The sequence below is a fragment of the Prevotella sp. P2-180 genome, from assembly GCF_002251435.1.
GTDB lineage: Bacteria > Bacteroidota > Bacteroidia > Bacteroidales > Bacteroidaceae > Prevotella.
Window position 1 is genome coordinate 134984 of record NZ_NPJI01000110.1, and the last position, 23106, is coordinate 158089.

General features: G+C 47.7%; 21 protein-coding genes. 7 read left to right on the plus strand and 14 right to left on the minus strand.

The genetic code is table 11. The features are described from left to right. Nucleotides 1–2 precede the first annotated feature (2 nt). A complete protein-coding gene (locus CIK98_RS15785; protein WP_094385930.1) occupies nucleotides 3–590 on the plus strand; it encodes a sigma-70 family RNA polymerase sigma factor in 588 nt (195 codons plus the stop codon). After that, complete coding sequence (locus CIK98_RS15790) at nucleotides 587–1750, plus strand: glycosyltransferase family 1 protein (RefSeq protein ID WP_094385932.1); 1164 nt, start codon at nucleotides 587–589, stop codon at nucleotides 1748–1750. The genes CIK98_RS15785 and CIK98_RS15790 overlap by 4 nt, the downstream gene beginning before the upstream one ends. On the opposite strand, the gene CIK98_RS15795 is transcribed toward CIK98_RS15790, so the two are convergent. From CIK98_RS15795 to CIK98_RS15825, 7 genes are all read right to left on the minus strand, one after another. Further along, nucleotides 1734–2240, minus strand: a complete 507-nt coding sequence (locus CIK98_RS15795) for a hypothetical protein (protein WP_141210571.1) — start codon at nucleotides 2238–2240, stop codon at nucleotides 1734–1736. The genes CIK98_RS15790 and CIK98_RS15795 overlap by 17 nt on opposite strands. Nucleotides 2241–2277: 37 nt before the next feature. Next, a complete protein-coding gene (locus CIK98_RS15800) occupies nucleotides 2278–3285 on the minus strand; it encodes a M28 family peptidase (protein WP_253249761.1) in 1008 nt (335 codons plus the stop codon). Nucleotides 3286–3337: 52 nt separating this feature from the next. Continuing rightward, on the minus strand, nucleotides 3338–5119 hold the full coding sequence (locus tag CIK98_RS15805; RefSeq protein ID WP_094385937.1) for a gamma-glutamyl-gamma-aminobutyrate hydrolase family protein: 1782 nt from the start codon (nucleotides 5117–5119) through the stop codon (nucleotides 3338–3340). Nucleotides 5120–5121: 2 nt separating this feature from the next. Beyond that, nucleotides 5122–5586, minus strand: a complete 465-nt coding sequence (locus CIK98_RS15810) for an Lrp/AsnC family transcriptional regulator (protein WP_094385939.1) — start codon at nucleotides 5584–5586, stop codon at nucleotides 5122–5124. Nucleotides 5587–5722: 136 nt separating this feature from the next. After that, nucleotides 5723–6631: an FKBP-type peptidyl-prolyl cis-trans isomerase gene (locus CIK98_RS15815; protein WP_094386228.1), complete on the minus strand. Its 909-nt coding sequence runs from the start codon at nucleotides 6629–6631 to the stop codon at nucleotides 5723–5725. A 68-nt stretch (nucleotides 6632–6699) separates the two neighbouring features. Then, nucleotides 6700–7572, minus strand: coding sequence for an FKBP-type peptidyl-prolyl cis-trans isomerase (locus CIK98_RS15820; protein ID WP_094385941.1), 873 nt, complete (start codon nucleotides 7570–7572; stop codon nucleotides 6700–6702). A 30-nt stretch (nucleotides 7573–7602) separates the two neighbouring features. Further along, nucleotides 7603–8208, minus strand: a complete 606-nt coding sequence (locus CIK98_RS15825; protein WP_094385943.1) for an FKBP-type peptidyl-prolyl cis-trans isomerase — start codon at nucleotides 8206–8208, stop codon at nucleotides 7603–7605. Nucleotides 8209–8357: 149 nt separating this feature from the next. Here CIK98_RS15825 and CIK98_RS15830 point away from each other — a divergent pair, with 149 nt between their 5' ends. After that, nucleotides 8358–9059, plus strand: coding sequence for a Sir2 family NAD-dependent protein deacetylase (locus CIK98_RS15830; protein ID WP_094385945.1), 702 nt, complete (start codon nucleotides 8358–8360; stop codon nucleotides 9057–9059). Then, the gene (locus CIK98_RS15835) at nucleotides 9056–9538 is read left to right on the plus strand and encodes a C-GCAxxG-C-C family protein (protein WP_094385947.1); all 483 of its coding nucleotides are present in this window, start codon (nucleotides 9056–9058) and stop codon (nucleotides 9536–9538) included. The genes CIK98_RS15830 and CIK98_RS15835 overlap by 4 nt, the downstream gene beginning before the upstream one ends. Here CIK98_RS15835 and CIK98_RS15840 read toward each other — a convergent pair. Together CIK98_RS15840 and CIK98_RS15845 are read right to left on the minus strand one after the other, a co-directional pair. Then, on the minus strand, nucleotides 9533–11086 hold the full coding sequence (locus CIK98_RS15840) for an OmpP1/FadL family transporter (protein WP_253249762.1): 1554 nt from the start codon (nucleotides 11084–11086) through the stop codon (nucleotides 9533–9535). The two genes, CIK98_RS15835 and CIK98_RS15840, sit on opposite strands and share 6 nt — an antisense overlap. Before the next feature lie 594 nt (nucleotides 11087–11680). Further along, complete coding sequence (locus CIK98_RS15845) at nucleotides 11681–12748, minus strand: C1 family peptidase (protein ID WP_094385948.1); 1068 nt, start codon at nucleotides 12746–12748, stop codon at nucleotides 11681–11683. Between the two features lie 168 nt (nucleotides 12749–12916). On the opposite strand from CIK98_RS15845, the gene CIK98_RS15850 reads away from it, so the two are divergent. Continuing rightward, complete coding sequence (locus CIK98_RS15850; protein WP_253249769.1) at nucleotides 12917–13507, plus strand: DUF4294 domain-containing protein; 591 nt, start codon at nucleotides 12917–12919, stop codon at nucleotides 13505–13507. A 581-nt stretch (nucleotides 13508–14088) separates the two neighbouring features. Here the strand turns inward: CIK98_RS15850 and CIK98_RS15855 are convergent. Both CIK98_RS15855 and CIK98_RS15860 read right to left on the minus strand, forming a co-directional pair. Then, on the minus strand, nucleotides 14089–14346 hold the full coding sequence (locus CIK98_RS15855; protein ID WP_094385952.1) for a hypothetical protein: 258 nt from the start codon (nucleotides 14344–14346) through the stop codon (nucleotides 14089–14091). Nucleotides 14347–14406: 60 nt separating this feature from the next. Further along, nucleotides 14407–14880 (minus strand): endonuclease, encoded by a 474-nt coding sequence (locus CIK98_RS15860; protein ID WP_094385954.1) that lies wholly within the window; start codon nucleotides 14878–14880, stop codon nucleotides 14407–14409. Between the two features lie 182 nt (nucleotides 14881–15062). Here CIK98_RS15860 and trpS point away from each other — a divergent pair, with 182 nt between their 5' ends. Together trpS and CIK98_RS15870 are read left to right on the plus strand one after the other, a co-directional pair. After that, nucleotides 15063–16148 carry a tryptophan--tRNA ligase gene (trpS, locus tag CIK98_RS15865; RefSeq protein ID WP_094385956.1) on the plus strand — a complete coding sequence of 362 codons (1086 nt, stop codon included), beginning with the start codon at nucleotides 15063–15065 and terminating at the stop codon, nucleotides 16146–16148. A gap of 139 nt (nucleotides 16149–16287) precedes the next feature. Beyond that, nucleotides 16288–18708, plus strand: a complete 2421-nt coding sequence (locus CIK98_RS15870) for a glycoside hydrolase family 2 TIM barrel-domain containing protein (RefSeq protein ID WP_094385958.1) — start codon at nucleotides 16288–16290, stop codon at nucleotides 18706–18708. Between the two features lie 98 nt (nucleotides 18709–18806). Here the strand turns inward: CIK98_RS15870 and CIK98_RS15875 are convergent, their stop codons facing one another. From CIK98_RS15875 to CIK98_RS15885, 3 genes are all read right to left on the minus strand, one after another. Beyond that, nucleotides 18807–20630, minus strand: coding sequence for a VapE domain-containing protein (locus tag CIK98_RS15875; protein WP_094385960.1), 1824 nt, complete (start codon nucleotides 20628–20630; stop codon nucleotides 18807–18809). Between the two features lie 189 nt (nucleotides 20631–20819). Further along, a complete protein-coding gene (locus CIK98_RS15880; protein ID WP_094385962.1) occupies nucleotides 20820–21248 on the minus strand; it encodes a DUF6078 family protein in 429 nt (142 codons plus the stop codon). A gap of 238 nt (nucleotides 21249–21486) precedes the next feature. After that, a complete protein-coding gene (locus CIK98_RS15885; protein WP_094385964.1) occupies nucleotides 21487–23085 on the minus strand; it encodes an ATP-binding protein in 1599 nt (532 codons plus the stop codon). Between the last annotated feature and the right edge of the window lie 21 nt (nucleotides 23086–23106).

Consider the following 23106-nt stretch of genomic DNA (forward strand, 5'->3'; position numbering starts at 1 on the left):
ATATGAAAGAAGACAGAAACAAGATTGTGACCGATAATATGGGACTGGTAGTTTCAACGGCACGTAAATACCAAGGACAAGGACTCGAACTCGACGACCTTGTAAGTGAGGGGACTATAGGTATGATAAAGGCTGCCGAGAGATATAATCCCGAAAAGGGAGGATTTGCCGCCTTTGCATTGCCTGAGATAAAGAAAAGTATAGAGGCGGCCATAGAGCAGCAATCTGGACTGTATCGCATACCTCGAAAAGAAAAGTCTGTTGTGGAAAAGAAAAGGAGAGTGCCACTGTCGGTTGACGCTCCGCTTGGAGGAAGGGAGAATATCAACCTTCTCTCACTTCTTGTCAATACCAATGCCAAAGACTCTGACATCGACGCCACAAGCTCTTCATATATGAAACTCATTATTGATGTGCTCGACCTGCTCGATAAAAGGGAACGAGAGGTGATAACTTGCTTCTATGGCATTCGTCGTGACCGGCTTTCTCTTGCCGAGATAGCTGCGCAGATGTGCATAAAGCGGGAACGGGCAAGGCAGATAAGGGACAAGGCGACCAGAAAGATAAGGAAGGCCATTAGAAAATCATGAGAATAGGTTTCGACGCCAAGCGTGCGGCACAGAACGCTACCGGACTGGGCAACTATAGCCGTTTCGTCATAAGGATTCTGAATAATTTTTTTCCCGACGACGAACAGGTGCTCTATGTGCCTAACCCAAAGAAGACGCAACACCTCGACAAGGCTACGGCAAACGGTAATGATAACGACATAAATGGTAAAAACGTAACTAAAATACGTTTCCCGCAGCGCATTTGGAAACGGTTGAGATCGCTCTGGAGAGTATGGGGCATCACTTCCGACTTGAAGCGGGACCGTATAGACATTTTTCACGGCCTTAGCAACGAACTGCCTCTTAACATTAGGAAGGCGAAATGCCGCTCGGTGGTTACCATCCACGACCTCATCTTCCTTCACTATCCGAAATACTACCACTGGATAGACCGTAAGATATATGACTTCAAGTTTCGGCGTGCATGCAGTAATGCCGACAGGGTGATAGCTGTCAGTGAGTTCACCAAGCGTGAGATAATGAAGTATTACGGCACACCGGAAGCAAAGATAGATGTGGTCTACCAAGGTTGCGATCCGGCTTTCTCGGCTCCCATAGGTAATGAGAAACGTGACGAGGTGGCTCGCCGCTACTCCCTGCCGCAGCAGTTTATACTTTACGTGGGAAGCATTGAGGAACGAAAGAACCTGATGCTTGTGGCAAAGGCCATCGCCTCACGGCCTTCGGCTTTCAGTCATAAGATAGTGGCGGTGGGAAAGCGTACTCCATACGTAGACGAGATAAGGCAATATCTTGAGGCCAATGGCATAGCCGACCGCATATTGTTCTTCCACAAAGTGCCTTTTGCCGACCTTCCGTCGTTCTATCGCCTAGCCGATGCCTTCGTCTATCCCTCACGCATAGAAGGGTTTGGCATACCGATGCTTGAGGCTATCAGCAGTGGCTTGCCTGCCATCGGGTGTACTGGCTCGTGCATTGAAGAAGCAGGCGGACCACATTGTATCTATGTCGATCCCGATGACGCACAAGCCATGTCAGCAGCACTTTGCCGTGTGGTGAGCGACAAGGAGCTGCGCGAGACGATGATAAGGGAAGGATACAAATATGCCCGCAATTTCACCGACGAGGTGCTTGCGGGCAAAGTGCATGAGACTTATTCTTCTATTCTCCAACCATGACAACGCTGAAGTCCGTGAAATAGGAAACCATTTCCGGCTGGCGTGCCATGGCTTCCATAAGCCCGACGGCGGCCTTTGCCTTGGAATAATCCAGAATGGTGGAGGTAATGGCTGCGTCAGTGGCCGAGCCAAGGTATTTTATTGCGATGTCCTTAAGTTCGTTTGACATTTCCGGCTGGCGTGCCATGGCTGTCATGCAGGCTGCAATGGCCTCGCCTCGTCTTGTTCCTACCATTGCCTCCTCTTCAGAGTCAAACGGGGCAAGGTCGGAAAACTGCTTGTAACCTACTACCTTGGAGAAACTCTCCAACAGCTGGTCTTTCATTTCCGGCTGTCGGCTGATGTTTTCAACAAGCGAGGCCACTGCTTCTATCTGCATGGCCTTGTATGACTCTTCCTGGACAATGGTGTAGTTGTTTGTCTCATCGGTGCATGATGAAACGAGTGACATGGTGCAAACCAAGATTAAAAGTGAAATTAACTTTTTCATTGTTCTTTTGTTATGTAATGTATTGATAATCATTCCTCTATTCGCTGAAAAGCACTTGTATGACCGTCTGTCCCACGGCTTTGAGCGTGTTGGCATCAATGTTGTCCATCGTGTCGTTCACCGTGTGCCATGTAGGTCCGAAAGTGCTTTGCGGACAGGACTCGATGTGGGGAATGATGTCGATGGTGAGAATACCGAGCTTTTCGTTCACGGGAATATGGTCGTCGGTAACCATTCCCCCGTCTTTATTAGGGAACATCGACGAGTAGCCCACGGCATGTGCCGCACTCCACACCTTATCTACTATCTGTGAGGCATAGTGAACAGACATGCCTTCGCGGCAGAAGGTAGCACCTGCACCTCCCACCATGTCGAGTAGTATTCCGAATCGGGCTGTATAGTTCGGCTTGTGTGGGTTTGCAGCCCAGTGTTGTGCGCCCAAAGCCCATGAGTTGCCGTTGTCGGGGGCATCGCTCCATTGTGGCACGCCCCAGTCTTCGGCGTCGAAGCACACGAAGTCCACTCCCACGGCAAGACTGTCGCTTTTGGCTATGAGTCGGGCTAATTCGAGCATCACAGCCACTCCAGAGGCACCATCGTTGGCTCCTACCACGGGTTTGCGCCAGTTAGCGCTGTCAGGATCGTTGTCTGCCCATGGTCGTGAGTCCCAGTGGGCGCAGACGAGTATTCGTTCCTTGGCCGTGGTGTTGTGAGAGGCAATGATGTTTGTGGCTTTCAGTGTCGTGCCGTCGTATGCCTTCAGGTCAGCCTTTTGTTCAGTCACTTCAAGTCCAAACTCCTTGAACTTGTTTGCTATCCACATTCCGCAACGCTCGTGAGCCTCGCTGTTCATGGTACGTGGACCAAAGTCGCATTGTGCCTTGCAGTAGGCATATGCGCTGTCGGCAACAAACTCTGGTCCTACAATAGCCTGTGCTACTTGGCTTTCCTTTGAGTTCGTCGTGTTTTTGGAATTGCCGCATGCCATTACCGATGCGGCCAGCATTCCAACTAAAGCAATGTGTATAAATATCCTATTCTTCACCCTTCACTCTTAATTTTTAATTCTTAATTTTTAATTTTTAATTCTTAATTCCTCACCTTCTTCCCGCCTGCACTTCAGCCATAACTCTCATGAAGTTTCCACCCATGATACGTTGAATGTCTGTGGTGTTGTATCGGCGGGCGAGCAGCATTCGTGTGAAATTTATTATTTTCGATGCGTCGGCAATGCCTGTCACTCCGCCGTCGCCATCGAAGTCGGTACCTAATCCCACATGTTCGATGCCCATAATTCTTATGGCATGTTCGAGATGGTTCATGGCGTCGATGATAGAAGCCTCGCCCTCCTTTCGCAGGAATCCAGGGTAGAGGGTTATCTGTGCCACGCCTCCTCGTTTGGCGAGCTGTCGCATCTGTTCGTCTGTGAGGTTTCTCGGATGGTCGCATAGTGCCCTAGCGCTGCTGTGGCTGCATACAATGGGTGTGCGGCTTATCTCCAGTGCGTCGTAGAAGCTCTTCTCCCCGGCGTGGCTAAGGTCTACCATAATGCCCAGCCGGTTCATCTCGGCAATCACTTTTTCGCCGAATCGGCTCACTCCGTTATGTGTGTTACATCCCTTTGCACTGTCGCAGATGTCGTTGTCGCCGTTGTGGCACAAGGTTATGTACACCACTCCTCGTTGTGCGAAATGCTTCACGTTGGCAAGGTCGCCGTTTAGGGCTATTCCGTTCTCGATACCGAGCATTATTGATTTCCTTCCGTTTCGTTTGTCCTCGTAGAGTTCTTTCGGCGTGCGTGCGATACTGAGGTATTTTTTCTGCTTTGCCACAATAGTCTCTATTCTGTCGAATATCATGTTGGCATAGTCGAACGGGCTGGCTGTAGGCAGTTCTTCTTCCGAAGGATACGACTTTCTTACTATGGATGAGAAGCTCTCGCCTATTTTCGGTTGAGGGAGATAAGCCACCATGATAGTGGCGTCGAGTCTGCCCTCTGTCATTTTCTGAAGGTCTACAAGAGCCTTTGGCTCGCGGCAGTCAAACCTTATGCCCTGTGGGAATTGCATAGGCGTGTCGCAATGAGTGTCGAGGGTGAGGATGGTGTGGTGGAGGCGTTTGGTCTCGCTGAACAGTATAGCTTGTCTTACGAGCCATTCGAATATGGGCAAGCCTTCCTCCATACACTCCGGATGCCACTGTACTCCCATTATAGGCTTGAACTCGCTGCTTTCTATGGCTTCCACCACTCCGTCGGTAGCCTTGGCAGTGATGCGGAATTTTTTTCCTGCATTGTCAACGGCCTGATGGTGGAAGGAGTTGACATAGATGGTGTCGGTGCCATAGATGTCGTGAAGCATGGAAGAAGGAAGGAGGCTGACAGTGTGTGTCGCCTCGCTGCGTTCTGCGTCCTGGCTATGCTTTATCCCGTCGGTATTGAGAGAGATGTCTTGCTCCACATGTCCGTCGAGTGCCATTGCCAGTGTCTGTATTCCGCGGCAGATGCCGAGAATGGGTATTTGTCTGTTGTAAGCCAGACGTGTGACAAGAAGTTCCGGAAGGTCACGCTCGCTGTTTATTGAATGAAGTCTGCGACAGGGTTGTTCGCCGCAATAAAGCGGATTGAAGTCTGCACCGCCGGTGAGTATCAGGCCGTCGATGCGTTCGAGCGTGTTGATGATAATGTCGGGATTGTCTATCGGTGGTATGACAACAGGCACTCCACCTGCCTTTTCCACCGATTTGTAGTAAAAGGCGGTGAGTCGTTGTTCGCCGTCGGCATAATTGGCGGTAAGACCGATTACCGGACGCCTTGTCGCTTCCGGAAATCGGTCGTATATTTGGTTTATTTGTTCTTTCCAGTTGAATTTGTTGTTCATAATTATTCTTCAACTTTCACGGCAATTTCTCTCTTGATACTTTGTTCCAGCGAGATGAGAGTTTCTGTGGCCACTACGCCAGGAATGTCCTGTAGCTGTCCGTTAAGCAGGTGCATGAGTTGCTCGTTGTCTCGTGCATATAGCTTTACGAGCATGGTATAAGGTCCTGTTGTGAAATGACATTCCACAATCTCAGGAATATGTTGCAGACGTGCTACAACGTCCTTGTACATACTACCTCTTTCAAGTGTTATACCCACGTATGTGCATGTGGAGTATCCAAGGGATTTTGGGTTTACGTCAAAGCCGCTTCCCATGATTACGTTTCCTTCTATCAGATGCTGTACACGTTGGTGGATGGCTGCTCTTGAGACGTTGCATTCTGCAGCTACGTCCTTGAACGGGATCCTGGCGTTTTTCGACAAAATACTTAGTATTTTTCTGTCGAGATTATCAATTTTTTCCATTATTAATCAAAAAGAATAATTGTTGTTTGTTGACATTGTGTATAAATGTATTGTTGTTGTTCTCACAAATTGTCAGCAAAAGTACGACATTTTATTGATATAGTCAAGAAAAAACTGCAAAAAATATACAAAATGGCTACTTTTTCACTATTTCCACCAATTCTACGGTGAAGATAAGGGCACTGAATGGCTTTATCTTGCCTTGGTCGCGGTCGCCGTAGGCCAGGTTGTAAGGAATGTATATTTCCCATTTGCTGCCCACAGGCATCAGGGTAAGTGCTTCTGTCCATCCTGCTATCACTTGGTTGGCTCTGAACTCAATGGGCTTGTCGCCGTGTTTAGCTGAGGAGTCGAACACTGTGCCGTCTACAAGGCGTCCTTCGTAGTTCACCTTCACACGGTCGGTATGCTGAGGTTTCTCGCCCTCACCAGCCACAATCACCTTGTATTGTAGTCCACTCTCTGTAGTCTTCACACCCTCTTTCTTTGCGTTTTCAGCAAGGAATGCCTCGCCGGCACGACGGTTTTCGCCATAGAGTTTCTCTATCTTTGCTTCCTTTGCCTCCGACAGCATGTCTTTGAATAGCAGTCCTGCGTTGTCTATATTATAATAGGTGGTGTCGCCCTGCAGGGCATCTGTGAAACCACGCAGCGCAAGAGCTTCAACGAGAGAGTCGGGAGAGTCCTTAAGATCGTTCGCCAGTCCAGGAAGCATTTTCTCTTTCACCTGCTTTGCTATCTCAATGCCAGCGGAGTATGCCTTGAACTGAGGGTCGTCAGTCGCCTTCACCGCTTCTTGAAAACCCTTCACGAAGTCAGCCATATAGGCGGTGTCTACTCCCAGCGACTGTGTGAGAAAAGGTATGAGACCCTGTGTCATGCTCATGCCAGCCACATAGCTTAAGGTGTCTGACTCGTTGTTCATTACCACTGCTTCCTTTTCAGGTTTTTTTTCTTTGCTTTTCTTTTTTCCAGCGTTGCTGTCAACGCAAAATGCACCCGCCATAATCATGGCGAGTGCAATTATCATAGTTTGTCTTTTCATTATCATGAATATTACCTGTTACTCGTCAACTCGTCAACTTATCAACTTGTCAACTCGTCAACTGAACACTACTTCTCAATTCCCAAGAGTTCGATTTTGAAGATAAGAACAGAGAAAGGCTTGATATCGCCCTGCTCGCGATCGCCGTAAGCCAGATCCTGTGGGATATAAACTTCCCATGTAGAACCTACAGGCATGTGAACCATAGCGTCGGTCCAACCCTTGATGGTCTGGTTGCAGCGTAGCTTCAGAGGCTGGTTGCGCTTGTAAGAGCTGTCGAACACTTTACCGTCGATGGTACGGCCCTCGTAGTGGCAAGACACCATTGATGTGTCGGCAGGTATAGCACCTTTACCTTCCTTTATCACCTTGTACTGAACACCGCTTGGCAGAGTCTTCACGCCGTCCTTCTTCTTGTTGGCAGCCATGAAGTCCTCACCCTTCTTCTTGTTGTCGCCGTACTTTGTCTCCATTGTCTTTGACTTGATCTGCTGCATTTTGGTCTGTGCCATGATGCCAGCTTCCTCAACAGTCATGAGTCCCTTCTTGCCTGTAACTCCAGAAACGAATCCAGCCATGAAGTTCTTCAGAGAGATGGTCTTTGTAGAGTCGTCGCCGAACACCTCGTGGTTGATACCCATAACCATCTGGTTGCTAATCTGCTGACCAATCTGAATACCAGCATAGTAAGCAGCCTTCTTCTTGTCGTCGCCAGCGTTAGCGCCCTCGTTAAGACCCTTGATGAATTCCTTCATGTAGGTAGTGTCTACCCCGAGACGGCCTACGAGGTATTCCTTCAGACCCTGTGTCTGTGCCATACCAATGGCATAACTCATTGAGTCAACATCGCTCTTAAGGTTTGCCTTAGGAGTTGAATTGCCGCATGATGTGATAGAAGCAGCGGCGATGGCCAGAGCGGCCATAAATGTCAATTTCTTCATTTTTTTGTATTTTGTTTAATTTCTGTTATCTTATTTTACCTCTAAGAGTTCCACGTCGAATATCAGTGTGGAGAATGGAGGAATGGTCTGTCCGGCACCGCTCTCGCCGTAACCGAGGATGTAAGGGATGAAGAAGCGGTATTTAGCACCTTCCTGCATCAGTTGCAAGCCTTCGGTCCATCCGGCAATGACCTGCTGGAGTCCGAATGTGGCAGGCTCGCCTCGCTGTACGCTACTGTCAAACAATGTACCGTCGATGAGGAATCCCTCGTAGTGGCACTTCACGCTATCGGTAGCTTTGGGCTTGCGGCCGTTGCCTTCCTTCAGCACCTTATACTGAAGTCCGCTGGCTGTAGTTGTCACTCCTTCTTTCTTTGCATTTTCGGCAAGGTATTTCTCGCCGGCTTCCTTTGCCGCCTTTCCCTTTTCAGCCATCTCAGCCTGTATGCGCTGTTCTTGTTTGGCGAAATAGTCTTGTACGATAGTCTGTGCCTCTTGGTTTGTCATTTTCAGGTCGTTGCCTGTCACGACATCCTTGATGGCGTCAGCAAAGTCTTCAATACTGATGTTGTTTGCACCCATCTGTGCCAGTTGGCGACCGATGCCCAAACCTAAAGCATAGCTCAATTTGTCCATTTTTTCTTCTATTATATAATGTGTTACATATAAAAAGCATGCAAAGGTAATACTTTTCTGGGATTTTCTTGTGTTATTTCGAGAAAAATTAGTATTTTTGTGCATTGTTAAGAAGAAAATTTGATTTACTTTATAAAAATCTTTGCATTATGAAGAAAATTGTAGTTCTTACCGGTGCTGGAATGTCGGCGGAGAGTGGATTGTCTACCTTCAGGGATGCCGACGGGTTGTGGGAGCAATATCCTGTGCAGCAGGTGGCTTCTCACGAGGGTTGGCTGGCTGATCCTGTGTTTGTAAACAATTTTTATAACATGCTCCGTGGAAAAATGCTCGACAAGCGTCCGTGCAAGGGACATGAGCTTGTGGCTGAACTGGAGAAGCATTACCAGGTGACTGTGGTTACGCAGAATGTAGATAACTTGCACGAACAAGCTGGCTCGACCAATGTGATACACCTTCATGGCGAACTTATGAAGGCTTGTTCAAGCGACGATCCCGACGATACTCGCTATCATGTGCAACTTGACGCCAACCACTACGAGGTGGCTCCGGGTGAGAAGGCTGGCGACGGCTCGCTGTTGCGTCCGTTCATAGTGTTTTTCGGCGAGGCTGTGCCTATGATTAGTGTTGCTGCTGAGGCTGTTATGGAAGCAGACATAATGATTATCATCGGGACGTCGTTGGCTGTATATCCTGCAGCAGGGCTTATTCGATATACAAAACCAAACATCCCCATTTACCTCATCGACCCGAAACCTGTCACTGCTTATGGTAATATCAAGTATATTGCCAAAGGTGCAAGCGAAGGCATGGAGGAACTAATGGGAATATTGAATAATAGTAATTTATGAATATCAACAAGGAAGAAAGAATAAGACGGGCAGAACAACTGTTCGTCGCAGGCTATAACTGCTCACAGTCGGTTGTGGCCGCCTTTGCCGACCTCTTTGGCTTCACCGAAGAGCAGGCTTTGAAACTGAGTGCCGGAATGGGTGGTGGCATGGGACGCCTGAGAATGACATGCGGTGCTGTCAGTGCCATGGCAATACTCGCGGGTATGGAGTGTGGTTCTGCGGATGCCGACGACCGTGAGGGCAAGTCTCATAATTACAAGGTTGTGCAAGACCTTTGCGCAAAATTTAAGGCTGAACACGGCTCGCTCGTCTGTGCCGAATTGCTCGACCTGCGTAAAGATGCGCCACTGAGCTATGTAGCATCAGAACGCACGGCTGAGTATTACAAAACCCGACCGTGCGTCAATATGGTTGTTACAGCCGCAAAAATCTTTGCGGAGTATATAGAGGGCTCTAGCCTCCAAAATAGTTTATAACTTGAAATCTACGCCTATACCTATCACACGATTGGTGCGGGTGAATGAGTTTTTGACGCCCATGGCATCTGGTGCTTTGTCGTAGTCATCGTACAGAGTCTGAAACCATGCGGCGTTTACCTTTATCTTTTCTGTAACGTTGTAGCCGATGCCAAGACCATAGGAATATGAACTAACGTTGAACGAAATGTCGTTCATTCCTGCATCGTTGATATCATAGGCAGTGCGTTGCATACCGGCACTTATCTGCAGCTTTTTGCAAATGTCATATTCTGCGCCGAAGAGGTATTCGTTGCTGTCGCCAAGCATCTCTTTGGTATATTGCTTTGTGTCGACGTCGAAATAATGATGCCAGCCTGCCATCACGCGCAGTGAGGGAAGAATCTCGTATTGTGCTCCAACGGTGAGAAGGGCAGGTGAGTCTTCGTCCACTTTCTCGCCGTCTTTGAACTTGTTAACCGCCGCAATAAGACTGGCCTCTTTTACTGTCGACTTGTTTTTCATTCTCATGCGAGTCTTAAACTCATACTTTGCGGCAAGGTTAAGCTTTCCTGCCTTATAGTCGATGCCGATGATAGGAGCCACACCCCATGCCGTTTGGTCGCACATCAGGTTCACACCGTTGCGGTATGGTTCAAGTTGGTTGATGCTTCCTTCCGCTCCTTTCAGTGTCTCTTGGGTTGTAAGAAGCTGCTGCTGTGTGGCTTGCAGTTCAGCCAGCTTTCCTGTAAGTTCTGCTGGAACCGGTACTCCGGCAGCCTCATACTGTGCAATGCCCTGCTGCACCTGAGCTATACCGCCTTCTACCAATGGCAGGTTTTCTGCTATCTGCGCCAGTCCGCCTTCAATAGTCTGGTTGGCAGCGTCGAGGAATTTGTCGAATGCCACTGCTCCATTGGCTGTGTTCACCTTTATGTTGTCAACCTTTGCCTTGTAAGAAGCGTTGCCATAGAGCAGACGCAGACCGCCGTAGACAGAGAGGTTTTCGCTCACCTTGTATGCTGCACCGGCAGTGAATCCGAAGTAGTACTGGCGGCCTTCCATAAAGGCGCTCATGTCGTAGCCAGTGGCTCCGAAAGCACTCAACTGCTTGGAAATCATTGCTATAGACGACTCGAATGTGGGTATGCCGTAGTCGAACGTACACTTGCCTCCTCCGCCAGTGATGGCAAAGCCAAACTGATAGCTCCACTTGCCTTTGTTGTATGCAGCCTGTAATGAAGGGATGATTGGAGCGTTTGCCTCGCCTTCAAATTCCTTGAAATCGCTGCCGTTGTTGTTCATGCCTAACTTGTACAGTTCACTCCACGACGATACAGTACGGGTCTGTAGTGCGTTCTGGATGTTTAACGAGAGATGAAATCCATCGCCGAGGAAAACCACACCTGCTGGGTTGCTGTAAACACCGTCGATGCCGATAGCCGCGTCGCGTGCAGGATTACGAAGGAAAGAAACATTTTGATTGGTATTGGTCAACAGACCACCTGCCATAACTGTTTGTGCTGCTGCCAAAACAAAGGCAAGACAGCTTAATTTAATCTTGTTCATTAATATAATTTATTCTAAATTCGCCGCAAAGTTACTAATAATGTTCTGTATTTCCTTAATTCAGCTATTTGAATTAAGTATTGTTAACAAGAAGAACGCTGTTCTTTGCACAAAAGAAGTGTAGTGTGCAATATCTTGGTTAGGGATATGCCTATCGCCTTTAGGTATTTTCCCCTGTGTGTTTAGGAGAAATCTCTTGTTTATGAAGTGAAATAGTAGTAATTTTGCAGCAAGAAAACAAAGAAAGACAATCTCTCTCATATATATATAATAGGTGAAATAGATTGTATCAGGATATTCATACGTTTTGTTAGGTTAGTTATGTTTTAAATTATTTGGTTATTTGTAAATTGATTTTCATTGGCGGTTGTGGTTGCTCTACATCCGCCATTTTTTATTATAGAAATGATGTGAAAAGGCATAAATTCAGTAATAGTATCATTATTGGCAATAATAGTATCATTGACCAACGGAAAAGTTTTATAACTTTGCAGCCGAAAGTTCTCATATATTTGGTTTAGTGATTTTTTAGTTGAATGTAGAGGGAGGCTGGGCATTGTTTCACCTCCCTTTTTTTTGTTCCTCCGCCGATAATTATTCAATACATTCTTTGTGCATCACCACAGCCACGGTTTTCAGTTTCAGATATTCTTCCGACATATACATTAGTCCTCCATAGGGATTGTCTTTTCCCCACGAATTTTTCATTATATAGTATTGTCTGCCATTCCCGTCGTGTGCCAAGCCCACGATGGCCATGCAGTGGTCGTCGGTGGTGGAAGCTGTAAAGAAGTCTTTTTGTCTTTGTTCTTGCACGTTGCCCTTGTGTGCCTTGCAGATGGCCAATCCCTTGGCAAACGAAAATCCTTTCTCGCTGATGTCTCCTTCCCAACAAACGCCATGTCCGCTTTCCACTGCCTTTTTCACCATTGCCACAAGACGTTCGATGGGTATGTTGTAGAAGAGGTTATGGTGGTGGTTGTCTGGCAGTTCAAGGTCGACGTATGTGTTGAAGGGGTGGTGGGTGAAACTTGTCAGTGCCACATAGTTGTCTCGAAGGCATACACTGTGTCCAAACTCCATGGGAGTGTATTCCGCACCAAGCATGTATATGCGGTGTGGCAGTGTGCCAAGGCTTTCGTCGAGCATAGTCTTAAGCAATGGTTTATATTTCATTGGCGACACTCTTTGCGCCACTGCCTTTTCTGCCAAAGCAAGGGTTTTGCGTGCGAGCAGTGAGGAGCTTGTAAGGCGACCGTCGTCGGTGGCAGTATGGTAGTAGCTGTCGTAAGGCATTGTGCCATAGTATGCCAAAAGTCGAAGGAGGTCGGGGGCGGTGCCACTGTCGGTCACTTTCGATCGTCCATGGCACAAGACGTTTCGCAGATATTGTTCCTCCAGCATGCGGCGCACGGAGAAGGCTGGCGAGAGGTTCACAGAGTCTCCTTTCATGATGCGGTCGGTCTCTATGGCGGCAAGCATGGCGTGTATCCAGCAAGTTCCTCCATGTCCTTGGTCTTTTACGGGAGTATGGCCATTGAGTGTCTCGATGGTGAATATAGGTGTCTTCACCGCCACATTTTCATTGTTGCGTCGGCACGCAACAATTGTCATGACGGCAATCATGGTCAAAACTGCGTGTTTTATATTATAGTGTGACATGTGACATACATTTTGTTTTTGTGAATGCAAAAGTAATAAAACGTGGCGAGTGTTCAAAATAAAATGAGTTAAAATATTGTTTTATATATACATAATTCAGATTTTATAAGTACTTTTGCACCCGAAATGAGAAATATCGTGACCATAATCATATTGGCGGTTTGCTGCATGGCGGCAAAGGCACAGAATGTCGACGGCGGGGAAAAGAAACACGACACGCCAGTCGATGACCCTACGTTTGTGCCTACCGTAAAGGTGTCGAAGGTGATAGACAAGGGCGACAGCATACCTTATATGGAGATGAGCAACGTCTATGTCTATCCCCAGCTTACGTTTAGCGACAAGAAAAAGATGGACGCATACATGAGGTTGGTGAAAAATGTCAAGAAGGTGCTTCCTATAGCAAAGCAGGTGAACGGTATTATTGTGGAGACATACGAGTTTGTCCAGACGCTGCCCGACCAGAAGTCGCGCGACGAACATCTGAAGCTGGTGGAGAAAAGCATCATCAAGGACTACAAGCCAAAGATGAAGAAACTCACCTATTCGCAAGGCAAGTTGCTTATAAAACTTGTCTATCGCGAGTGCGACTCATCTTCATACGATATCGTAAAGGCTATTCTCGGTCCGGTGAGGGCGGGATTTTGGCAGGCGTTTGCATGGTGTTTCGGAGCAAATCTCAAGAAAGGCTATGATCCTGAAGGCACCGACCGACTTACTGAGCGCGTTGTATTAATGGTTGAAGCTGGCCAATTGTAGAATCTATCTACAACGGCCAGCTTCACACGTAACCAATTTTACTTAATACTAATGTCAAATTTGTCCCCAGACTATATATCTCACGACATTGCCCGAGGCTTTATATGTAGGATAGTTTGTCTTTCGAGTGCAAAGATACGACGAAAACCTCAACAATAATACATTTTTTACGCAAAAAGAGCCGTAAACGTTTGCGTGTTTCATGATTTACACGTTTCTTTTTGATATTTATATATGTATATTTTGTTATTTTGAGAGTTGATTGCAAAAATAAGTACAACTTTTGGCTAAAATAATATCAACAAGTTATTAATATTTAAACTGATTTTCATCAGATTACCAAATAGGCAATTATTATTTAACTAATTAATAACTTAAAAATAACAAGTATGAAAAAATTATTTACTCTTATCGCAATATTGTGCTGCGCAGTGTGCGTTGATGCACAAACAAGAACTACCTTATGGGAAGGCAGCAAGACATTTGACAGTACTTGGCCAAGTATTACAATTCCTACGTCTGAATTTGCCACTGCCAAAGTAGGTGACAAAATTATTGTGACAGTTGATAAGGCTGACAATTCAAAACCATATTCCCGCCCTTCTGGATTTTCTGACATATAGGGTCGCATTTTTTATTGTTAATTCTTTTTGAATACTATCAGCTTCTTGCCACCTATTATATACACTCCACAGGGAAGCCCCCTCTGTAGGGTCGCTTCCGTTGCTGACGGTGCCTACACGGCGGCCGTCGATGGAATATATGGCTTTATTGCTCCACAATCTGTCGGCATCCACAATGTCTATCGAGCTTGAGACGTTGCGCTTGTATAGCGACACGGGTTCCTGACCTGTGGTGTAGCAGGCAAAGCGGGGACTGCTGCTGTTGTACCTTATGCTTCAGGTCGTATATTTATTATTCCTTATCTCGGCATTGCCGTTGGTCTCGCCGAAAGGGTAGTTGCTGCGCCGGTTGTTTACGTATCCGTCGGTGGGTATGACGTGGAAGAGGTCGGAGTTCATGGGTGCAATGTTGCCAAACCAGTTTTTGGGAAACGAGTGTTCGCGGTTGAACATGTCTCCTTCAACCGTGTAGTTGCCCGAATGGTCGTTGTCGGGGTCGTAGTTGGTAGAGTTTGAGTACATGTCCCATATCTTGCCGTCGGGTCTTAGGTCGGTAGTCTTGTAGCACTCAAACAGTTCGCTGTAGCTTTTTACGCTTGGCGACTTGATGATTTCGTAAAGTGCGGTCTTAAGGCTCTTTCCCTTGTGTCCGTCTGCACTTTGGTAATAAGAGCCCGTTCCGTTGGGCTGTACCCATCCCAATGTAGCTGTCAATACCAGCATCATCAGCAAATATGAATAATAATCCATACTTCCAAATTAATAGCGGAAAAGAACATGTTTTTCAAAAATATTGGAGATATATTTTGCATTGTGTCTAATTTGAATAATAATCTCATGTGCAGAAAAGAAAATAATTACTCTTTTCCTTCGCTTAATCGATTTTTTACACTACCTTTGCACCGCAAAAGGAAACAAAAGAAGAAAAAGATATGGAAAAAATAATCCTAACAGGCGACCGTCCGACAGGTAAACTGCATTTGGGACACTATATTGGCTCTCTGCGCCGGAGAGTGGAATTGCAGAACGCTGGAGACTTCAGCAAGATGTTTGTCTTTATGGCTGACGTACAGGCATTGACCGACAATGCCGACAATCCTGAGAAAATCAGACAGAACATCATTGAGGTGGCTCTCGACTATCTTGCTGCCGGACTTGACCCCGAAAAGTGCGTGCTGTTTATACAAAGCCAAATACCAGAGTTGGCAGAGCTTACAACATACCTGATGAACCTCATCACCGTGAGCCGCGTACAGCGTAACCCTACAGTGAAGACCGAGATAAAGATGCGTAATTTCGAGGCAAACATTCCTCTTGGCTTCTTCTGCTATCCAGTGAGTCAGGCTGCCGACATCACTCTCTTCAAGGCAACCACAGTGCCTGCCGGCGAAGACCAGGAACCGATGCTTGAAGTGACAAGGGAATTAGTGCGCCGCTTCAACCAAACCTATGCTCCCGTGCTTGTGGAACCGGAGATAATGCTGCCCGAAAACGCAACGGCACGCCGACTTCCCGGCACCGACGGAAAGGAGAAAATGAGCAAGAGCCTTGGCAACTGTATCTATCTCTCCGACTCGGAGAAGGAAGTGTGGAAGAAGGTGAAGAAGATGTCGAACGGAGCCCCAAGAATGTCGATGGACGAACCGGGTAACCTTGAGGGCAATGCTGTGTTCACCTATCTCGAAGCATTCAGCACCGACGAGGATTTCGCAGCCTTCTGGCCTGAATATAAGAACTTGGAGGAGTTGAAGGAACATTACGTTCGTGGAGGTATTGGCGACGGCACTTGCAAGAAATTCCTCAACGAGGTGCTGAACAAGTTCCTTGAACCAATGCGACAGCGCAGACATGAGTTTGAGCAGGACATACCCGAAATTTATAACATCTTGAAAAAGGGAACAGAACGTGCCCGCGAAACCGCAGCTCAAACGATGGATGAAGTGCGCAAAGCGATGCAGATAAACTATTTCGACGACATCGACTTGATAAACAGTCAGGCGGAGAAATATAGGAAATAGGGTCAGCGAGTCATGGCGGGCCAGCGGACCATAGGGCCATAGGGACAAAACATTAAGCATTTTTGTCAAATATGCAAGTCCCGATTTAAAATAATGGAGTAATTTTGCATTATCATTTAAAATACAACTTATTATAACAATGGTAAAGAAAAGGACTTTATTATCAATAGCAATCGCTGTTACGCTCCTGCAATCGCCTGTGTATGCACAGTCTGACAGAAAAGTGACAAACATCAACCGCGGATGGCTTTTCCGACAGGGTGAATCGTCTTCGGCCATTACAACCGAAAAGGCTAAGGCTGAGGGATGGAAAGAGGTGAACTTGCCTCATGACTTCCAGATAGAACAACCATGGGTGGCTCCGGCTGCCGACGAGAAAGCTAATACCAGCGACGCCGGGGCGAACATCAAAAGCCGCCTATCGGCAAGAGGATTCAAGGAAATGGGCTCGGGATGGTACGTAAAGGCTTTCACCCCGTCAAAAGAAGATAAGGGAAAGCGGGTGGTGATTGACTTCCAGGGTATTATGTATCTTGGCGACGTATATCTCAACGGAAAGAAAATTGGAGGCACAGACTACGGATATGTGGGCTTTGAAATCGACATTACCGACAAACTGCGCTATGGAGAGGAAAACACGATTGCCGTGTATTCCAACACCGCAAACCCAAGAGACTCGCGCTGGTATACAGGAGGCGGACTGTTTCGTGATGTCAACATCGTGTATACCGACCCGCAACTATACTTCAACCGCCATCCGCTCAATATCTCCACTCGGGAAAACAAATATGTGGACATGACTGTTGACGTGCAGTGCAAAACAAAGCAGAACACCATAACCATGCAGGTGACAATAACATCGCCAGACGGTACTGTGGTGAGCGACCGCAAACACGAACTGAAACGAGTACGAAACTACAAATTCGGACAGGAATTTGCTCTGCCAGCAGTTGAAATAGTTGACCCGCAACTGTGGGACTGCGAGAATCCTAACCTCTATACTGCCACTGTCAGGCTCATACGCGAAGACGGCACAGTGAGCGACGAGATAACAAAGCGGTTTGGAATACGCGACGTGGCTCTGCTACCTGGCAAGGGATTGCTCCTCAACGGGAAGAAAGTGCTGCTCAAAGGCTATGCCAACCACCATACACTCGGTGCTCTCGGAGCTGCCGCCTATCCTCGTGCCATGGAGAAACGCATAAAGCTGATGAAAGACTTCGGCATGAACCACATACGCACCTCGCACAATCCATACTCTGAATCGTTTCTCGACCTATGCGACGAAAATGGCATACTCGTTGTGGATGAGCTATACGACAAATGGAACGACCAATATGTGGGCGGCGGAAGAGCACATTTCGCCAACCTGTGGATGGACCATGTGGCAGAGTTCATAAAGCGCGACAGATGCCATCCATGCGTGGTGCTGTGGTCGATGGGCAACGAGCTGCAGTCATATAACGACACTCCGTTCAACGACTGGGGTGTGACGCAATACAAACTTATGAAGACCCTCATACAGAGATACGACACCACACGTAAGGTGACTGTGGCCATGCATCCCCGCTACCGCAACTGGGAGACCGACTCCCTGCCTTGCGACCTTGCCAAGGTGACTGATATTCAGGCGTATAATTATAGGTATATGTATTTCCCCGGCGACGGCAAGCGATTCCCGTGGATGAACTTCTACCAAAGCGAGGCCTCTGTGGCTGCCATGGGAGAAAACTTCTTTGGAATGGAACTCGACAAGGTGATAGGACTGGCATACTGGGGAGCCATCGACTATCTCGGAGAAAGCCAGGGATGGCCGGCCAAGGGATGGGCTCAGGGCGTGTTTGATATTGCCCTCGAACCAAAGCCTAAGGCTTATTACATGCGCTCGTTCTTCAAGCCCGAGGAGCCTGTGGTGCATATTGCAGTTACCGAGTCGACAGAAAGCGTCATGTGGAACGGTGTGCAGACTGGCAACGACGGACAGAGCGACCACTGGAACCGCACTCCCGGAACAAAACTCTCGCTCACCACATATACCAATGCCGACGAGGTGGAACTGCTGGTGAATGGGAAGAGCTACGGCACTAAGAAGAACGACAAGGGCAACGCCAAGATGCGCAACCAGATACGATGGGAAAATGTGGTGTATCAGAACGGTAACTGCGAAGCCATTGCACGCACCAACGGTAAGATAGTGGCCCGCCACAAGATTGAGACCACTGGCAAGGCTGTGGCTTTGAAGTTGGCTGCCGACAACGACAATTGGCTTGCCGACGGCATGGACCTGCAGCACATACGTGTGACTGCCGTGGACAGCAAGGGCAGACGAGTGAGCAATGCTGTGGCTGATGTCTCAGTGAAGGTGGATGGAGAGGCAAGCATCGTTGCCATGAGCAATGGTAATATCAAGACCGACGAACTCAGTGTCACTGACCATCAGAAGCTCTTCAACGGCTCGTGTCTCGCCATAATACGTTCAGGCCAGACACCTTCTCCTGTCACAGTCACCGTTTCCGCTTCAGGCTTCAAGACGGCAAAGATAAAGCTGTCTACGAAATAATTTTTATTTTTATCTATCATCTGTCACCATATTATTATAATTATCTGATATATAGGTATTTAGTATGGTGACAGAAGGGTGACAGACGATTTTGTCTGTCACCCTTCTTTTTTGCGGAATTTCACATAGTAGGCGGTGCCCGACTTGACGTGAACTTTCTGAATATCAGGTACATTGGAGAGATAACGGCCGAAGGTGGTTATGCTCTCAGTCACTGCCGTGGCTCCGGCTCGCTTGCGTATGTAGTCGTATATTTCCGATGCTGTGAGCTTCATTGCGTCGGGGTCGTCGGGCGATGTTGTGTCGAAATAGTCGTTGAAATACATGTCGGCACTGCTTAGTAGGGCATACTTTCGGTTGTGTGCCATCACCTGCTCAATGTCAGCGTCGTTGAACCATCTGCGCTCATTGTTTCTCACTGCAGCTACTGCTTGGGCATAGAGTTGCTCGTAGTTGATGGGCTTGTCGGTGTCGATGGGACTTGTGACGTTTACCACGAAGAAACGGCGTGAGCCTGAAGGGTCGCTGAGCACATCGGTCATGTTCGACGTCGCTATGAACGAGGCACGCCTGCGCTCTGATTCCACACGGCGCGAATAAGGTCGCTTGAGCGAAATGCTGGCAAGTTGAATGGTGTTTTTCAGAAATCCCTCCTGCGTCTTCTTCGATATGCTGTTGAATTCGTCTATGTTTATCAGAAGGAAGTCCACCATCGACTGCATCACCAGCTTCTGGTTGTCGAACTTCAGGTTGTCGAGATAGCCCCAACGTAACTCTGGCGGCAGGAGTTGTCGGCAGAATGTGGATTTGTGGTAGCTTTGCGGAGCAACAAGAAGCGGGACGATGCTGTTGCCATACTTGTGGTTGTAGCCCATCCACTGCGCCACCATGCCGTAGAACCACATCCTGAACCACTTTTTCCACTGCTTCAGGTCGGTCTTGACCCTGTCGGCAAGGTCGCCGATGTGGTCGTGGCCGTCCCATTTGTACGACATGTTGAAGATGTATTCGTCCACTGGGTCAACAGCTCTTATGCGCGACGAGTTTAGGTAAGTCATCACGTCCTTCGGTCGGGCTTCGATGTCAGCCTCGCGAGCGTCCAACGACAGTCCGTTGACAAAGCGCAAGTCTATAGGTCTCCATCCCCAATATGGCTTCTCTTTCTCGAGATATTCAGTAGCCCCTCTCACGGTGTTGTAGCGGAAATCGTATTTCTTTGCAAGGAAAGAAATCAGTGCGCTGACATCGTTGTCGTCGATACTTAGTGCCGTTTCTGTCTGCGGCATTGGTGCCAGTTCCACGCCATCCACATTCAGCGGTGTTGGCTTTTCAATCAGCAGCGGCGACTCGTCGGCGCTGATGCGGCAGCTTGCCATCACCGGCGACGACCCGTCGTTGATGCCCGAAGGAACCACCGCCACATTGAGCAACGACGAATATATGGCGGAAGCCGCATGGTAAGCCTTGCGAAAGAACAGGTCCATCTCCGTCTCGTTGCCAAGGCGTGACTCTTCGGGCAGTGTCACCTGTACGATTATCTTCAGCGTCCGTCCGCTCGACCCTACGAAGGCTGCCATCGTCGAAGGCAAAATCCTCGCCACCTGCTTCAGTTGTCCAAGACGTTCCTCCTCAATTATTGGTCCTGCCGAAAGTAGTAACATGTCGGTATAGTTGGCAACCACGAGTGCTCCGTTGTCCGACTTTTTCAGCCATGCCGACGCATAAACGCGATGTAGCAGTTCGTGCTTGTCGAGCATATAGCGGCCGTTGCTTTTCACTTTATGGCGAAGCGCGGCAATCTCGTTGCTGTCAACATTAGCCTTCAGCCTGTCCATCAGTTTGCGCAACGTAATGGGCGACACCCTCCGTTGTTGCTTCTTGTCTATCCTGACCATTGTCAGTCGGTTGTTCTGTATATTCATAAGACTTGTAAACTACATTTGTTTGAAAACTCCCTAACTACTGGTACGACTGTACCACAGTCTTGTATCACGACTGTTCCATAGCTTGTGGGACGCTCGTTCCATAGTTGTGGTGACGAGTGTTCCACAGTTATGGAACGGTCGTCTCACCAGTTATGGAATGACCGTCCCAACAGCGTTCCTTACGGATTAATAACTAAGTACGTATTCGTCGAAAAGATTGTCAGTGTCATAGCCATACTTTCTGAACACGGCGGCAATGCGTTTTTGCTGTTCCTCCGAGATGAGCCTTTCACCGTTTATGCTGCGGTAGTAGCTGCTTCGCCCTCCGAGTATTCCCTTCACGGCACCTTTTATTGTCCCGTAGTGTTTCACCTTGATCTCGTCGTAGATGTGTGTCGCACCCTTTGCGTACCGCTTTATCACAGCCTCGGAAAACATGTCACATTCGCCGTTCTCCTTCAGCGACGAAGGCATCACAGTGTTTCCGCATTCCTTTTGGTCGCCCATCATCTCATACGCCAAGTGTTTCACACATTTGTCTGCCCTTGGGCATCCTTCGAGGAAGCACATCGTGATGTTTGTCCCCAGGTTCTTAATCAATTCTTTATTTACCATAGATTATAGAGTTTTTTCCTGCAAATATACAACAAAAACAGCGGAAATGCAAGAAAAATGGCAGAAAAATTACAATCATCGTAATCAAAAAGCCCTATGATGATGCGGTCTAAACCCCTTTTTCAAAGTCTCTGTCACCACGACGGAAAGTCAACGCGCTTATAAACAGGTATTTAACAAAATAAGGTGACAGTGACAGACGTTTTGCAACTTTTTATTTTTCTGATTATTCGTACGCTCATTGAATCTCTTTGGTCTTAAATCCGTCTATCGTGCCTTTCTCCGACGAGAAGTTGATGCCGAGAGCTATCACCTTGCGGCTGTCGGCGGCGTAGGGTTTGGCGTAGCCTTTTTCGTCTATTTGGTTGAGAGCAGCCTCTGCTGAACCGTTGAGCTTGAACTCAATGATATAGACATGGTCTGGGCATTCGACAACACAGTCGATGCGTCCCTCGCTTGTTTCCTTCTCTGCCACGGCATTGTAGAAGCCGAGCATCTTCACGATGAGATAGAACGTATATTGGAAATATCGCTCGCACTCTATCTGGTCCTGCTTGCGCTGGAAGCGATAAGAGATAGATGATAGAAGGGATGTCATCAGTTTTTCAAACTTGGCGGTGTCGCCTTTTTCCAACGATGTGGTAACATCGATGATCCATGCCGTGGGGGATTGGCTTCCTTTGAAATATCCCGACGCTACAGCATCGATAAAACCATTGCGCACCTCTTCGTTTGGGAAATCGAGCTTATAGGTATAAAGCCTTTCGTTGAAATCTTTTATAGTCAGATAACCGCTCTGATATATCATCGGCAGCGGCTGCTCCACGTCGGCCTTGTAGTCGATAAACTGTGACGCGTCGTAGTATTTGCCTACCAGTTCGTTGATGTTCTCATTGCAGTGGGCGAGCAGTCGGACGAGATAGGAAGGAGTGCCGGAAGCAAACCAGAAGTTACGTAGTTGGAGCTTGTTGAAGCAGTTGAGGATGCTGAAGGGGTTGAAGATTTCTATCATTTCATCGCCGAAGTGGTAACCGTCGTATTTCTTTTTCAGCAGTTCCACTGTGTCTTCGTAACTTCGTCTTAGTTTTGCTGCGAGCTCGTGAATAGGTTCATCGAACACAGAGAGAAGCTCATCTTTGGTGATGCCGCACAGGGCTTCATATTTACCGCTCATGCTGATGTCGTCGGGCTGGTTGAAACCGCTGAACACGCTTACCTGCGAGAATTTCGTCACGCCGGTGAGCAATACGAACTGCAGGTCCTCGTCGGCATCCTTGAAGACCCCGTAGAATCCCCTCAGTAAGTTGCGGTTGTAGTCTTCAAGTTTTATCCTGTTGCCCTCGCTGTCGGTGACGTAATAGTCGAGTTCGAGAACGTCGAGCATCGGTTTGTCATATTCATCGACAAGCACAACAGCCCTTCGTCCCGTTTTTTTACGGGCTTCCTTGAGAATATTCCTAAACCTAAGACCATAATCCTGAAGTCCTGTGTCTATTTGATATTCCTTCTCAAAGTCAGACATATACTTGCATAATAATTCATCGAGAGTCCCATGCTTGGTGAAATTGGAAGCACCGAACGAGATATGAAACACAGGATATTCCGCCCATTCCGTCTCAAGCTTGTCTATGGCAAGTCCTTTGAACAGGTCTTTCTTTCCCTGGAAATACGATTTCAGAGTAGATATGAGCAAGCTCTTCCCGAACCTCCTTGGACGGCTCAGGAAGTAAATCTTTCCTTCTTTAACGAGCTTATACACCAAGTCCGTCTTGTCAACATACACATATCCGTCCTCGATAATTTGGTCGAACGACTGTATTCCTATAGGGTACTTCATAACCATGAGATTTTTATTTGT

What these genes read in the sequence shown, in the direction of transcription:
- CIK98_RS15785 (WP_094385930.1), top strand. Translation starts at nt 3, where the DNA reads ATGAAAGAAGACAGAAACAAGATTGTGACCGATAATATGGGACTGGTA.
- CIK98_RS15790 (WP_094385932.1), top strand. Translation starts at nt 587, where the DNA reads ATGAGAATAGGTTTCGACGCCAAGCGTGCGGCACAGAACGCTACCGGA.
- CIK98_RS15795 (WP_141210571.1), bottom strand. Translation starts at nt 2,240, where the DNA reads ATGAAAAAGTTAATTTCACTTTTAATCTTGGTTTGCACCATGTCACTC.
- CIK98_RS15805 (WP_094385937.1), bottom strand. Translation starts at nt 5,119, where the DNA reads ATGAACAACAAATTCAACTGGAAAGAACAAATAAACCAAATATACGAC.
- CIK98_RS15810 (WP_094385939.1), bottom strand. Translation starts at nt 5,586, where the DNA reads ATGGAAAAAATTGATAATCTCGACAGAAAAATACTAAGTATTTTGTCG.
- CIK98_RS15815 (WP_094386228.1), bottom strand. Translation starts at nt 6,631, where the DNA reads ATGAAAAGACAAACTATGATAATTGCACTCGCCATGATTATGGCGGGT.
- CIK98_RS15820 (WP_094385941.1), bottom strand. Translation starts at nt 7,572, where the DNA reads ATGAAGAAATTGACATTTATGGCCGCTCTGGCCATCGCCGCTGCTTCT.
- CIK98_RS15825 (WP_094385943.1), bottom strand. Translation starts at nt 8,208, where the DNA reads ATGGACAAATTGAGCTATGCTTTAGGTTTGGGCATCGGTCGCCAACTG.
- CIK98_RS15830 (WP_094385945.1), top strand. Translation starts at nt 8,358, where the DNA reads ATGAAGAAAATTGTAGTTCTTACCGGTGCTGGAATGTCGGCGGAGAGT.
- CIK98_RS15835 (WP_094385947.1), top strand. Translation starts at nt 9,056, where the DNA reads ATGAATATCAACAAGGAAGAAAGAATAAGACGGGCAGAACAACTGTTC.
- CIK98_RS15840 (WP_253249762.1), bottom strand. Translation starts at nt 11,086, where the DNA reads ATGAACAAGATTAAATTAAGCTGTCTTGCCTTTGTTTTGGCAGCAGCA.
- CIK98_RS15845 (WP_094385948.1), bottom strand. Translation starts at nt 12,748, where the DNA reads ATGTCACACTATAATATAAAACACGCAGTTTTGACCATGATTGCCGTC.
- CIK98_RS15850 (WP_253249769.1), top strand. Translation starts at nt 12,917, where the DNA reads ATGGCGGCAAAGGCACAGAATGTCGACGGCGGGGAAAAGAAACACGAC.
- CIK98_RS15860 (WP_094385954.1), bottom strand. Translation starts at nt 14,880, where the DNA reads ATGGATTATTATTCATATTTGCTGATGATGCTGGTATTGACAGCTACA.
- trpS (WP_094385956.1), top strand. Translation starts at nt 15,063, where the DNA reads ATGGAAAAAATAATCCTAACAGGCGACCGTCCGACAGGTAAACTGCAT.
- CIK98_RS15870 (WP_094385958.1), top strand. Translation starts at nt 16,288, where the DNA reads ATGGTAAAGAAAAGGACTTTATTATCAATAGCAATCGCTGTTACGCTC.
- CIK98_RS15875 (WP_094385960.1), bottom strand. Translation starts at nt 20,630, where the DNA reads ATGAATATACAGAACAACCGACTGACAATGGTCAGGATAGACAAGAAG.
- CIK98_RS15880 (WP_094385962.1), bottom strand. Translation starts at nt 21,248, where the DNA reads ATGGTAAATAAAGAATTGATTAAGAACCTGGGGACAAACATCACGATG.
- CIK98_RS15885 (WP_094385964.1), bottom strand. Translation starts at nt 23,085, where the DNA reads ATGAAGTACCCTATAGGAATACAGTCGTTCGACCAAATTATCGAGGAC.